At 48.3% G+C, this 13,870-nt stretch carries 9 protein-coding genes; 7 read left to right on the top strand and 2 right to left on the bottom strand.

What is annotated here, in order from left to right; genetic code table 11:
* The first annotated feature begins 29 nt into the window (after nt 1-29).
* The gene (cysG, locus tag ACJJI0_RS03815) at nt 30-1,421 is read left to right on the top strand and encodes a siroheme synthase CysG (RefSeq protein ID WP_444884730.1); all 1,392 of its coding nucleotides are present in this window, start codon (nt 30-32) and stop codon (nt 1,419-1,421) included.
* Between the two features lie 488 nt (nt 1,422-1,909).
* On the opposite strand, the gene ACJJI0_RS03820 is transcribed toward cysG, so the two are convergent.
* Nucleotides 1,910-4,267, bottom strand: a complete 2,358-nt coding sequence (locus ACJJI0_RS03820) for a penicillin acylase family protein (RefSeq protein WP_444884731.1) — start codon at nt 4,265-4,267, stop codon at nt 1,910-1,912.
* A gap of 294 nt (nt 4,268-4,561) precedes the next feature.
* On the opposite strand from ACJJI0_RS03820, the gene ACJJI0_RS03825 reads away from it, so the two are divergent.
* The 4 genes from ACJJI0_RS03825 (at nt 4,562) to ACJJI0_RS03840 (ending at nt 10,043) form a co-directional block, all read left to right on the top strand.
* The gene (locus ACJJI0_RS03825) at nt 4,562-7,108 is read left to right on the top strand and encodes a TonB-dependent receptor (RefSeq protein ID WP_444884732.1); all 2,547 of its coding nucleotides are present in this window, start codon (nt 4,562-4,564) and stop codon (nt 7,106-7,108) included.
* A 188-nt stretch (nt 7,109-7,296) separates the two neighbouring features.
* On the top strand, nt 7,297-8,580 hold the full coding sequence (gene egtB / locus ACJJI0_RS03830; RefSeq protein ID WP_444884733.1) for an ergothioneine biosynthesis protein EgtB: 1,284 nt from the start codon (nt 7,297-7,299) through the stop codon (nt 8,578-8,580).
* Between the two features lies 1 nt (nt 8,581).
* Nucleotides 8,582-9,550, top strand: coding sequence for an L-histidine N(alpha)-methyltransferase (egtD, locus tag ACJJI0_RS03835; RefSeq protein ID WP_444884734.1), 969 nt, complete (start codon nt 8,582-8,584; stop codon nt 9,548-9,550).
* Between the two features lie 22 nt (nt 9,551-9,572).
* Nucleotides 9,573-10,043, top strand: coding sequence for a DUF411 domain-containing protein (locus ACJJI0_RS03840; RefSeq protein ID WP_444884735.1), 471 nt, complete (start codon nt 9,573-9,575; stop codon nt 10,041-10,043).
* A 50-nt stretch (nt 10,044-10,093) separates the two neighbouring features.
* On the opposite strand, the gene ACJJI0_RS03845 is transcribed toward ACJJI0_RS03840, so the two are convergent.
* Nucleotides 10,094-11,341, bottom strand: a complete 1,248-nt coding sequence (locus ACJJI0_RS03845) for an ArsB/NhaD family transporter (RefSeq protein WP_444884736.1) — start codon at nt 11,339-11,341, stop codon at nt 10,094-10,096.
* Nucleotides 11,342-11,458: 117 nt separating this feature from the next.
* On the opposite strand from ACJJI0_RS03845, the gene ACJJI0_RS03850 reads away from it, so the two are divergent.
* Both ACJJI0_RS03850 and ACJJI0_RS03855 read left to right on the top strand, forming a co-directional pair.
* Nucleotides 11,459-12,673 (top strand): MFS transporter, encoded by a 1,215-nt coding sequence (locus ACJJI0_RS03850; protein ID WP_444884737.1) that lies wholly within the window; start codon nt 11,459-11,461, stop codon nt 12,671-12,673.
* Nucleotides 12,674-12,862: 189 nt separating this feature from the next.
* The gene (locus tag ACJJI0_RS03855) at nt 12,863-13,849 is read left to right on the top strand and encodes a hydrolase (protein WP_444884738.1); all 987 of its coding nucleotides are present in this window, start codon (nt 12,863-12,865) and stop codon (nt 13,847-13,849) included.
* The last annotated feature ends 21 nt before the right edge of the window (nt 13,850-13,870 follow it).

Consider the following 13,870-nt stretch of genomic DNA (forward strand, 5'->3'; position numbering starts at 1 on the left):
ACCCGACTGCTTGTTTGATGGATTAATCAGTGCGTTATCTCCCTCTTGCATTCGATGTAAAAAATCGCCCCAGCTTAATCGTTGGCGGAGGCTCCATTGCCACACGAAAGGCCCGCTTACTGCAAAAGGCGGGGGCTCGGATTCTGGTGGTATCCCCGGATATCACGGAAGAATTACACCGGATTGTGGTTGACTCTGATGGAGAGTGGCATCGGGTAACATATTCTGTTGAGCATTTGGATCTAGCCGATTTGGTGATTGCGGCAACGAGCAGCTCTGAGGTCAATGGCTGTGTATCCAGGGATGCGCAGAGGCGCCGCTTGCCGGTAAATGCAGTGGATGCTCCGGAATTGTGCACTTTTACTTTCCCTGCAATTGTCGAACGTGGCGATCTATCCATCGGGATCAGTAGTGGTGGTGTGGCCCCAGTTCTCGCCCGCCGCATTCGCGCCCAGCTTGAGGCATTGCTTTCCCCTGGGCTCGCATCACTGGTTGATTTCGCTTCGCGTATGCGCTCACAGGTGAAGCAGGCGTTGCCGGAGGCGCGGCGTAAGAATTTTTGGGAATGGGTCTTTACTGGGCCTGTTGCCCGTCGGGTGGAAGTGGGTCAGCTGGCAGATGCTGAGAGGGAATTCTTGGGCGCGTTGCAAGATTGGCAGGGGAGCCCCAACCCGCTTGGAGAAGTTTATTTGGTTGGGGGTGGCCCCGGAGATCCCGATTTATTAACTTTCCGCGCGTTGCGACTAATGCAGCAAGCGGATGTGGTGCTGTACGACCGCCTGGTTTCTCCAGAAGTTATGGACTTAGTCCGAAGAGATGCCGAGCGTATTTATGTCGGCAAAAAAAAGGCATTTCATGCCGTACCCCAGGATGATATCAACCAGTTACTGGTTGATCTGGCCAGGCAGGGAAAGAAAGTTCTGCGCCTGAAAGGTGGTGATCCCTTTATTTTTGGGCGTGGTGGAGAGGAGATCGACAAACTGGCCGACGCCTCAATTCCTTTTCAGGTGGTACCGGGAATAACCGCTGCAGCGGGGTGTGCCAGCTATGCGGGGATTCCGCTGACTCATCGAGATCATGCGCAGTCGGTACGTTTTATTACGGGCCATCTAAAAGAAGGTAGTCTCGACCTGCCATGGAATGAGCTGGCTTCCGGTAGCCAAACCCTGGTTTTTTATATGGGATTAACGGGCCTGCAAACAATATGTACAGAGCTGGTTCAGCATGGCCTACCGACAGCCACGCCGGCGGCGCTGATTGAAAAAGGCACTACCAAGGCACAAAGGGTGATCATCGGTGATCTCAATACGCTTCCCGCTCTTGCCCAAGAAAAGGCTGTACGGGCGCCTACGCTCACCATTATTGGTGGTGTGGTGGGGTTACATAAAAAACTCAGCTGGTACCAATCCAGCGAGCGCTAAATGGGCTTTGGCAGGCTAATTACTATTGTACAGGCCTGAAACTACCTAGGTAAGACCTATACTGAGAGGGTCTTTCCGTCAGGTATTTGTGTCATGCTGCTGACGATAATTTGCTTTTATTGCACTAATTTTGTGCGATTCTTTCTTCCGCAACAGCCCGAGTTTCCACAAATTGGCCTATTAAGTCACGACTCCCGCCGCTATAGATACCAATATCGCCAAAAGAAGGCGTTGGTACGCTGGCTATGGATAGGGGTTTCTCTGGTTATGCTGTGCTTTCCACTTTTACCTTTAGTAGTTGGCCTAGCTTTTTTTACCACCTTCCTGTCATTCGCTATTCTGGATGAGACTGCCTAATGTCTGTTTCCAATGGTTAATCTAAAAATCCTGTCATGAGCATTAGCGGCACAGGCTTGTGCCGCAGCGAGTGTGGGTGGGGATAGGCCTGAATAAATTTTTTATCAGTATTTTCAGTAAAGTTACGGCAGTTATTGCAGCCTGAGCAGATAGCGGCTCTCCCCCTCAATAAAAGGGGAGGGGTTCCCCTCGACCCAATCTTCGTGGCCTTTGTCAAAAAACGGGGATAACGGGTGACTGCTTTGCCCTGTAGCCATATGAAAAATACCCTGCTCTTCGCGCCCAGGGGAAATAACCATTCGCTCTGAGGCACCATGGTTTGGAGATTGAATGCGGGGCATATGGGTGTCTCCTGACAATTGGTCCTTGGGCATGGCGGTAAACCAATCTATGGCCGAGACTGCTTTTGCCAATGGGTGTCGAATGGAAGCCGTGTTTTGCTCACCCCAGGTTTGCTCTAGTAGTGGGAGCCCGCCTATCGACATTTTATCCAGTACTTGGTTAAGTGCAGATAGCTTCAGAGCTGTCCAAGACTCAAAGTCGGGATTCAGTAAATGCTGTGGCTCTTCTTGCGCAAGGGCCCAGATCGGATACTCAAATTGACGTTTTAACTGGCCGAAGGAAAAGTTCGGTTGGGTTTTTCGCATAAAAGTAAGAATGGGGGCGGTACTCAGCTCCATAAACTTTAAACGATAGTTACGTATAATCCGGTACCCAACCGAATTAGTGCTGGCGTGTCCACCCCAGTCGCGAACGAGTTGATAGGCTTCTTTATAGCCTTCTCGGTCATGTAGAAGTTCTGAGAGATGTTGCTGCCATCGCTGAAAAAAGATAGCGCGATCATCCAGCTGTATATCCAATAGCGCTCGCTCATTAAATTGTTGGCGGGCAAGCAGGCTGTCGCGAATTTGCTGCTGTCGGGCACCGAGAGCATAGCCATGGTCGCCCATTATTGTTAGCCAGTCACCGCTCAGGATGCGGGCATTAGCGCTCCAAAGGCGGTGGTTGTCAGGGTTGTAAATTCGCGGTTGTTCCTCCTTCGTAAGATATCCGTTCCAGTAAATAGTCCCACCGGCCCAACTTACTGAACGGCTGCCATCAAAGCCAATACGCTTGGGAATGGGTCCAGCGATTGTCCAGCCAATATTGCCTTCTTTATCGCCTACAACAAAATTCTGGTGAGGAATACCGATGTCTGGGCCCAGGTCTAATGCCTCGCTGGCGGAGGTAATAGATTCCATCCGCAGCAAGTTCATATTGCCACCGGAAATATCGTGGGCAACCCAGCGGTAGGCGAGGGGGGTTCCCCGGTGGTCTTTACCGATAACAGGTCCCCAGACGGTTTTTTCTACTGCTATGGTTTCATCTTTGGCACCTTTTACTTTTATGGTTTCCTGTTCGATAGAGAGATCTCGCCAGCCATCCGGGGTCAGATACTGGGTTCCATCAGAGTTTAATTCCAGTGGGATAAGGTCACCCCAATCCGCTCCGGTATTGGTAAAGCCCCAGGCAACTGCGCCATTACTACCTGCTACCACAATTGGGCCCCCGGGCAGGGTCACACCGCGGATACTTCTTTCAGTTCCTGGAATATTCCAGCCGGCGCGAAACCAGATATTGGGTACAGCCAGTCCCAGGTGCATGTCGTTCGCGAGTATGGCACCACCATGTTCTGTTAAAGCCCCCCCAACAACCCAATTGTTACTACCGTAAACTTTGTCATCACTCTGCATGGCTTGATAAGTAATGGGATCGCTTGTATCCAGTAATGAATAGATAGGTGTTTCTGGAATATTATCGAGAGATTCCGCTTCGCCAATTAGAGGGGCATCCCAAATACCTCCGGCGGGAAAGAAGAAAGCATAGAGATCTTGGGGTAACAGATCTGCTAAGGCGGTATCGCGCCGCTCAAACTTGCCCTCTTCACTTTGCAATGTTAAGTACATGCTAAAGGTTGCCAGCAGGCTGTCTGCTGCGTTCCATGGCCTGGGCTCTTGCCCCAGAAGCAAATACTCCCAGGGTTTAGCGTTCAGATACTGCAGGCCAAAATTTACCCCTTGAACATAGTGGTTGAGAAGTTGGCGCTGGTCTTCAGGCATAGCCGCAATATTCCTCTCTGCCCGCTTGCGAAACTGGTGTCTACGGACCTTTTTATCTTTCTTTAGTGCGGCGGCTCCTACCAATTCAGACAGCTCACCGGCGGAGCTTCGGCGCAACAGGTCCATCTGGAAAAAGCGCTCCTGGGCATGTAATAAGCCCAGGGCAAAAGCGCTGCTATTACGGTCATCGGATTGAATGATTACTACACCCTGCTTATCCCGGTGAATTAATGCGGGTTCTAGTAGTTGCCCTGTGACAATACTTCCTTCGAGTGATGGCAGGCTTTGTCGCCACCAACCCCAGACTGCGAGAAGAGCAATTGCGATGAGTGCCGAAATTACAACGAGTAAGGGCAATACACGACTTTTTAAATAAGACGAACGCACCATAGTTTTTCCCGTATAGCGGTTAATGAAATGGACGTTGGTAAAATCGGACTCTATAGAATCCGTAAATATATAAGTTACTAGAGAACACACCTTAGTAACTTTTCGTGACGATAATAGATAGCTATTTTCGCCGATTAACCTGTCTTTTCGCGCAATCCTTCACAAAACTGACCAGTCATAAGAAAAAGGTCATGTCGGGGTTTTAAATCCAAAAAGGCGACCGTAAGATGGCGTGGAATAACAAAAATAAAAAACCAATACATCACGCTGTATAACAATAAATGCGAGGACGCGATGATGCACGATGTTGGTAGCACCGTAAAAAACCGTCAATTTAACCTCTCTATCCTCTCCGGCGCTATTGCCTTCTTTACAGCTGTGAGCGCTAATGTTCAAGCTGCAGAAATTGAAGAAGTTGTAGTTACGGCACAAAAGCGAGCGGAAAACCTGCAGGAAGTACCGATCGCGATTTCCGCATTTACCGGGGAAAATATAAAAGAGTCGGGTGTCAAAAATCTCACGGATCTAGGCCGGTATACACCTGGTGTCGAGATGCACAATGATACCGCTTTGCAGCCAACATACAGTATCCGCGGTATTCAAACCAACGATTGGACCGTGGGATCCGATCCGGCCGTTGCTGTTTATGTGGACGGTGTCTACACCGGTCGCGGTGCGGGCGCCGAAATTCCCCTGACGGATATAGAAAGAGTGGAGGTTCTGAAAGGCCCACAAGGTACGCTTTTTGGGCGTAATGCTACGGGTGGGGCCATTCATATTATTACCACCAAGCCCCAGGCAGATAATACCGTCGAGCTAAATCTCACCGCTGGTAATTATGGCCGCCAGTCCTCCGATCTGCTTCTCAATCGCCAGCTAACCGATACGCTTTCCGCTCGTTTCTCCGCATCCACTAACCGCCGAGACCCCTTTGCGGATAATTTGGCGGGTGGTTTTTCAGTAGGTGATCAGGATACCCAGACCTACCGCGCATCTGTTCTGTGGGAGCCTGCGGAAGATATTGAGGTGCTATGGCGGGCAGACTATGGCGTAATGGATCAGGGTAGTGCGTTGCGCACAACTATTGTGCCCAGCCTAAAAGAGGGAACCGATGTATTCGGGGACTACGCTCTGGATACACCAACCATTGAAGATCGAGATTCTTTCGGCACTTCCCTGACCGTTAGCAAAGAGTTCGATAACTTTACCCTTACCTCGATCACGGCTTATCGAAAGTTTGATGCGCACCTGCAGCAGGACGAGGATGGCACAGCCAATCCTGACCATATGTTTGGGTCTGCGAATACAGATGACCAAAGCCAGTTCTCGCAGGAATTCCGCCTCAACGGTGCTACCGACTCGATTAAATGGACTCTGGGAGCCTCATACTCCCAAGAGGAGCTGGACCACACAACTTACGCTTATTTCACTACCGGTTCTGTTGAATCTTTTGCCGTTTACGAAGGTATCAAAGAGAGTTTTCCAGAATTGACCCAAACAGAGCAGGAAGACCTGGCGGTTATGAATCGGCAGTTATTGCAGTCGATGGGGCTGGAAGGCGTTGCCAGTGCGACTTTTGTCTATGACTTGATGTTGCAAAGTGGCCAGGTGGATGCGTTACTTCATGCGCTAGGCGCGCCGGTAAGTGGCAGTATGCTCAGGGCGGATCAGGTTGTAGAGCAGATGATGGCAGGCTTCCAGCCCTGGATAGCTTCTGATGCCCCTTGGAATGAGAGTGTGCGCAATACTGGTGATTACCGCTCTACAGCGCTCTATGGTGATATGACCTGGAGTATCACCGACAAAATGGATCTGACGGTCGGTGCCCGCTACACCTACGATAAGAAAGATTTCACTATTCAAACCGCCTATGGCAACAGTATCCCGCTGTCATTGTCTGGCGGAGACGTGGATCTCCTAGATGAAAATGGCAATAAAGTCGGCAGCATCACACTGCCAACAGTTGACCTGGGCTCACAGCTTTTTGGCATCGCCTTTTATAACAATGGTCAAACAGAGTTAAATTCCAAGCTGAGTGATAGCTGGAGTGATATTTCCGGCCGCATCGTGCTCGACTATCGCTGGACTGATGAGATGATGACCTTTATCTCCTTGGCGGATGGTTTTAAGGCCGGCGGATTTAACAGCCTTAACTTTGGTCCAGGTGTGGAATCCTCATTTGATCAGGAAGATGTCGTCAATTTGGAAGTGGGGCTTAAGAGTAGCCTGTTTGATAACCGCGTGCGTCTAAATGCGTCTGTATACACCTATGAGTATAAAAACCTTCAGGAGTTGGATCTGGTCGGTTACCCAATCCCCAGCTACAACCTGAGAAATGCTGACGCTGAGGGGACCGGTGCCGAGATAGAAGTGCAGTGGGCCGCTACCGATAGTCTATTCATTGCCGGTAATTATTCATACTTGGACACGGAATTCACAGACTATCAAATTATTACGGTTATTGGTGAAACCGAGGAAGACTCCAAGGTTGGTCAGGCCAGGGTTTCCACTCCCGAAAGTAAGCTCAACCTGATGGCTGAGTACACAGTGGATTTAGCTTCAGGTGGAGAGTTTGTATTCCGTGGAGATTATAACTGGACGGATGAGCGCATCGGCTCCATCACCGATAGAACCCGCATCGTGGATGATTATCAGTTATTTAATCTGCGTGCTGCTTGGAATAGCGCATCGGATAACTATTCAGTAGCCCTTTGGGTGCAGAATTTAACCGATGAGGAAATCGCTGGGGGTTATGGTGGCACTGGTGCTGCGATCGGGGCGAGCCCGGCATGGCGTTTTATGCCGAGAATGTATGGCGCAGATTTTACTGCACGATTTTAATTCATTATTCATGTCAGCATGACGAGAGTGTGGGCCGGTTATCCGGCCCTTTTTTTTGCATGAGTTTTTCTTAATTGAATAAAGTGGCGTGGATTAGATCGTGTAGTTCTGCAAGCTCTTAGGAATACGCCTAAAACTGCGTATGATGATTTCAATAGAACTGAATTCTATCGTAGTTGATAATTGATATGACAATATTTGCAGGTGAAGTATCTCTGGAAGAGTTACAGCAGCGGGTTCTTTTAGCTTATCAAAGGGTGCGGGGGGAGACAGAGTGTCTTGCTGCACCTTTATCTGTCGAGGATATGCAGCTGCAGTCGATGCCGGATGCGAGCCCAACCAAGTGGCACCTGGCGCACACCAGCTGGTTTTTTGAAACATTCTTACTCGCTCCTTACCTCCCCAATTACCAGCTCTTTGACCCGCATTTTCACCATCTTTTTAATTCCTACTACAACAGTTTGGGTACCCCATACTCCAGACCGCAAAGGGGGGTAATCTCCAGGCCTGGAATTGAGCGCATCTACGCCTATCGCCAGTCTGTAGATACGGCAATAGAACAGCTGTTAGATATAGCCCCCATTACTTCAACCATTAGTGCTTTGCTGGATCTTGGCCTCAATCATGAGCAGCAACACCAGGAATTACTGCTGACTGATATCAAGCATGCTCTATCGATGAATCCAATGGCACCTGCTTATAGTGATAATACTCACGAAGAAGAAGCTGAGAGTGTTGCTGCCCTTTGCTGGCTGGAAATACCCGGCGGATTCTATGGTATCGGTAGTGATGGGGAGGATTTCTTTTTTGATAATGAAGGGCCTGTACACCAACAGTTTCTGCCTGACTTTTCAATTGCTTCACGTTTAGTCAGTAACGCTGAATATCTGGAGTTTATTGAGGATGGAGGCTATCAACAGCATCGCCTGTGGTTGTCGGATGGTTGGTCAAAGGTGCAAAAGAACGCTCAGAAACATCCTTTGTACTGGCGTGAAACGAAAGACGGCTGGCAGCAATATACGTTACATGGGTTACAACCGTTGAATGGTTTTGAACCTGTGCATCACCTTTCGTTTTATGAGGCGGATGCCTTTGCCACCTGGGCCGGCAAAAGACTGCCAACAGAATTTGAGTGGGAGGCAGCGGCTTGTCACTTGCGACAAGTAAATCAGCTTGCCAGTGCCAACTTGTTGGAAAAACGTTATCTGAAGCCCTTGGCGGCTCAAAATGGCCATACCCAGTTCTTGGGGGACCTTTGGGAATGGACTTCTAGTGCTTATTTGCCATACCACGGTTTCAAGGCCCACAAGGATGCAGTTGGCGAGTACAACGGCAAATTCATGTGTAACCAGAAGGTCTTGCGCGGAGGATCCTTCGCAACCCCATCTGATCATATCAGAATCAGTTACAGGAATTTCTTTTATCCACATCAAGCGTGGCAATTTACCGGTGTCCGATTGGCAGGAGACTAAAGTGAAAGCAGCCGTATCGTCAGTTATTGAGAATCAACTCCAGAATAATGAGTTCCTGGGGGATGTTTTGGAGGGGCTGAGTAGAAAAAGAAAGACATTGCCTTGCAAATATTTATACGATGAAGTTGGTTCACGCCTGTTTGAGGAAATCTGCGATTCACAAGATTACTACCTGACCCGAAATGAGGCGGATATATTTACAACCTATCGGGATGAAATTGCTCAAAAATTTGGACCTGAAACACTGCTGATAGAACCAGGTGCAGGGAATTGTGAGAAGGTAGAAGAGCTTCTTGATGCTATGGATTCCCCCAGGGGTTACTGCCCAATAGATATTTCTCCCGAGATTTTACTGGAGGCAGAAAAACGGATCAAAAAGAGTTTACCGGGAGTCCAGGTATGGAGTGAGGTGGGTGATTTTTCCCAATCTGAGGTATGGAATAAGCTTATTCATGTTTCCTCAAGAAAAAAAGTTATCTTTTTTCCGGGGTCCACAATAGGAAATTTTGAGCCATTGGAGGCGGAGCGCCTCTTGAAGTTGTTTGCCTCGAACCTTGATGCTGGCGATGGCTTGTTGATTGGTACAGACCTAGTCAAGGATTCTGTGATTTTAGAGCGAGCCTATAACGATAGTGATCACGTTACTGAGCGGTTTAATCTGAACCTTCTGCAAAGGATCAATGTTGAGCTAGGAGCAAACTTTGATCTTTCTCTATTCGCGCATCGAGCATTTTACCACCCGTTGCGTCAGCGAGTGGAAATGCACTTGGTTTGTCTTAAAAACCACAGTGTTTCTATAGCGGATACATGTATAGACTTTATTGAAGGGGAAACAATCCATACTGAAAATAGCCACAAGTATTCAATTGCTGGGTTCAAGAGTTTATTGGCCCGCAGTGGATTTGAGTCCGTTTGCTTTTGGCAGGATTCTGCTAAGACTTATGTGATTCATTACGCTCAGGCTATTTAAAATTTGAATAAAGAGGTGGCAGTTGAAAAAGATTTTTTTATTGCTTCTATTTGCTATCGCAATAGTTGGTGGTGCTTTCGCAGAAAGCGGTGATGACGCTGCGGAACTTATTGTTTATAAGCATCCTTTATGTTTTTGCTGTAAAAAATGGATGGCGCACCTAAAGGAAAAGGACTTCACGGCCACCTCTGTTTTTAAAGTGAATATGCAGGAGGTTAAACGTAAATGGGGTATTCCTAGAGGAATGGAAGGCTGCCACACAGCGGTATGGCGCGATCAGTATGTTTTTGAGGGGCATGTTCCGGCTATGTATATCCAGAATTTCCTGGCCTCACCGCCAGAGGGTAGTGTGGGGCTAATAGTTTCAGGGATGCCGGTTGGGAGCCCTGGAATGGAAGATGGTGAAAAATTCGAACCTTATAATATCTATTTGTTGCTCCAAAATGGCGATTACCGTTTATATGCGCGTATAGAGAAACCTAAAAAAGCTTAAGTATATCTAATGGCTTCTTTATTTCTCACTACTGTAGGTTTTGTTGCTGTTTACTGCCAGGATGCATACCAGAGAATCCAGATATAACTTATCAGTACGCTTATAAAACTGACTGGCAGCATCAGGTAAAAGAATTGCCAGAAATTAAAAGGCTTTACCCCGAATTTCTCTGCCTGCTGTAGCACGATAACATTACTGGCCGCGCTAATAATAAACAGGTTGCCGGCAACTGTAGATATTGCGGAAAGCATCATTAAGGTTTGGGGGTCACGTTGATGCAAAAGGTTAAGGTAGATCTCTACTACTGGTACATTGGAGAATAGCTGGCTTGCAAAGAAGCTGACAAAAGCTACGGTCTCTGGTTCTGCTAAATCAATATTGCCCATTTTCAGGAAGTGCTGGAGAGAGCCAGATTGTAGCAGTGATCCGGTTACAACAAACATAGAAACAAAGAAAAAAAGAGTGGGCCAGTCTACCTCTCTTAATATCCGTCTGCGCTCATGGCTGGCCAAATATATCGGCAAACAAGCGGCTAGCCCGATTTGCCCAATACTTGGGTGATATATGCCATCCACGTTGTGTAGGATACTGGCAAGGACAATAAAGATTAATAATAGGGCTGCAGATAAAAGTGCCGGCCACTTTTGCGCAACCTTTTCCGCCTCCCTGTACTCTTTACTAGCTTCGTAATTGATTATATCGCTGGTTTTGAAAAAACGTTTCAGCCATAGCATGGACAGAAACATAGTGACGATAGCGGGCGCAAGAGTCCACTGGGCAAAAACGACAAACATATTGTCGAAGTTCCCGGCGTTGGCAATCAGTATGTTTTGGGGATTGCCTACGGGGGATACCATGCTGCCAATTGTGACTGTTGCACAGAGTGTAATCAGGAGTGGAATCAGTCCCCATTTCATATTCCGTGCAAGTACAATTGCAATGGGTACACCAATTACAGCAGCGGCATCATTGGTAAGAAGGGCTGCACAAATTGCCATTACGAGGATATAACTTATTAATACAAGACTTGGATGCTTGATTGAAAGAATCCGATGGCTGATTTGTGCGGATATCCCTGTATCGTACAGAGCTGAGGCAATAGAGAAGACCGAGAATAAATATAATATCAGATCCCAATCTATGGCCCAGAAAGCCTCTCTAAAGGTAATTTGACGCATGAGCAGCAAAGCGATCGCACCAAGGGTCATAATATGCCAGATGCGAATCGTGGAGGGGAGCCACTGCCGGGCAGCAATCATTAAGAAGATGATCGCCGATACTATCAGGCTAAGGGACATTGGCGCAGCCTCGGATGTCGTCTCTGCTTACTGCTACTCTAAAAATCATTCTCCGCTTCTTATACTTGGTGTCAGGGCATTCACCTGGGCTGATAAATCCCACAATAAGACTTCTCTATGAGTTTAAACAAGCCTCTTCTTTTTACGAACTTCTTCGCGGGAGATGTGGTTGCAGGTTTAGGTCCTTATTTGGCGATATACCTGTTGTCAGCTATGCACTGGAAGCCAGGGGATATTGGCATTGTTTTAGCTATTGGTGGCATCACTACGGTTTTATTACAAACACCCGCAGGGGCTTTTATCGATAGCACCCGCTTTAAGCGTATGCTAATAGCAGCTTGCGGAATCATTATTGCGATTGTCTCTATCGCTATTGTTGCACTGGCCAATCACAAACCTGTCATTTATGGCTCCCAGGTGTTAATGGGGGCGGCTATTGCTTTCGTGGCTCCCTCTATTGCAGCCATTACTCTGGGAGTTTGTAGTGATAAGACTTTTACATTACAGACAAGTGCTAACCAGGCGGCCAATCATGCGGGCAATGTATTTGCTGCGGCGATTGCTGGAATTGTAGCGCTAACGATCGCTGCGGAAGGGGTTTTCTGGTTGATGGCCGTTATGGGCGTATTAATGGCTATCTCAGTTGGATTTATTCCTGCTCATTCAATTGATCATATTCGAGCACGGGGCGGTGAACGGCGCGATGTTTCGGGAAAAAGGGAGCCTGCCGGTTTTTCTGTATTGCTTACCGATAAACGCCTGATCGCTTTGGCTGTGAGTGTTTTTCTATTCCATTTTGGCAATGCGGCTATGTTGCCTCTGGTCAGCCAGAAGCTGTCACTCAATTCGAATGTGAACCAGGCCATTGCTTTTACCTCTGCCTGCATAATTGCTGCGCAATTTTGGATGATGTTGATGTCACTAATGTGTGCAGCCAAAGCCGATGCCTGGGGACGTAAAGTTATCTTTATGATCGGTTTTTGTATTAACCCAATTCGTGCGCTCTTGTTTATGTCTACAGATAACCCTTTCTTTTTAGTGGCTATACAGTCGTTAGACGGTGTGGCCAACGGCATCTTTGGGGTGATCATCATTCTGATGTGCGCCGATCTTACTAAGGGTACAGGACGCTTCAACATTACTCAGGGCGCCATGGCTGCTTTAGTGGGGATTGGTTCTGCCTGCAGTAATTTCTCGGCAGAATATGTTGTTCAGTACTTCGGGTATAACGCCGCGTTCTTATCGCTGGCGGGGATTGCCACTATTGCCGCAACCTTCTTTCTGATCTTCGTGCCTGAAACCATGTCCAAAACTAAGGTTCAGCTGCAGTAATAACACACGATACCCGTCGCCTAACCCAACATATGTCCTCGCAGGTTATATACTGATGATATTCGCGCAATACTTTCGAGGGGCAGCTACCCCTCATGCTTCGCGAAGCCAGCTCTGCTTGGTCGCTATATAGAAGTGCCTAAATTGAGCAGAGTAGGGCAGGTAAATAGCAATAGCGGAATCCGGTATATGACTGATCAGTTTATCCCCGCCACAGGTCTTGGAAACTGTCATATTCAAACCGTCTTTGGCCGTGTGCATCGCCCAGCTCCATGGATAGAAACCCAGTGCCGTTGGTATGAAACGCCGGACGGGGATTGTCTCGCACTACTCACTCCTCGCCCTTTGGTTGATGACCCTGAACTCCCATTAGTCTTGATTCTCCATGGTCTAGGTGGCTCGGTGGCTTCTCCCTATGTCCAGGGTATGATGGAATCCTTACTCGCACGCCGCTACCAGGTTGCTGTCATGCACTTCCGCGGTTGTGGGGGTGTGCCAAACAGGTTGCCCCGGGCATACCACAGCGGAGATAGTGAGGATCCACGTTGGTTGGTAGAACAGCTGAGGGGGGAGTTACCCCTGACCCCAATTACGGTGGTGGGTTACTCGTTGGGTGGCAATGTACTGCTTAAGATGCTGGGGGAGGATGGAACCTGCAGCCCGGTGGCTGCGGCGGTGGCGATATCTTCTCCAATGGATCTCCATGCGTGTAGTCGCAAGATTAATACTGGCCTTTCCAGACTTTACCAGCGCCATCTTTTGAGTTGCCTGCGCCTCACTCTCAAACAAAAGGCGCAAGACCCCTGTATGGCGGCAGCTCTGCCAAATGTGGATGATGCTACGGTCTTTGCCAACTTCCGGCGCTTTGACAACACTTTTACCGCGCCCTTGCATGGGTTTCGGGATGTTGATGACTATTACACCAAGGCATCTAGCAAGCATCTTTTACGGGAAATTGGGGTGCCAACGATGGTCGTAAACTCTGTGGATGATCCCTTCGTTTGTCCATCGGCTATTCCCGAGAAGAGAGAAGTGAGCTCCATGGTGCAGTTAGAAGTCACTTTACAGGGGGGGCATGTGGGATTTGTTGGGGGTTCTGTGTGGCGGCCGAATTATTGGCTCGAACATAGAGTCCCCAAATTTCTCGACTTTGTCATTCGGCGGAATAGAGCTTGAATACTCGGCGTCGCTGTTGCG

It is taken from the genome of Microbulbifer mixtoriginis (SeqCode), assembly GCF_052466695.1.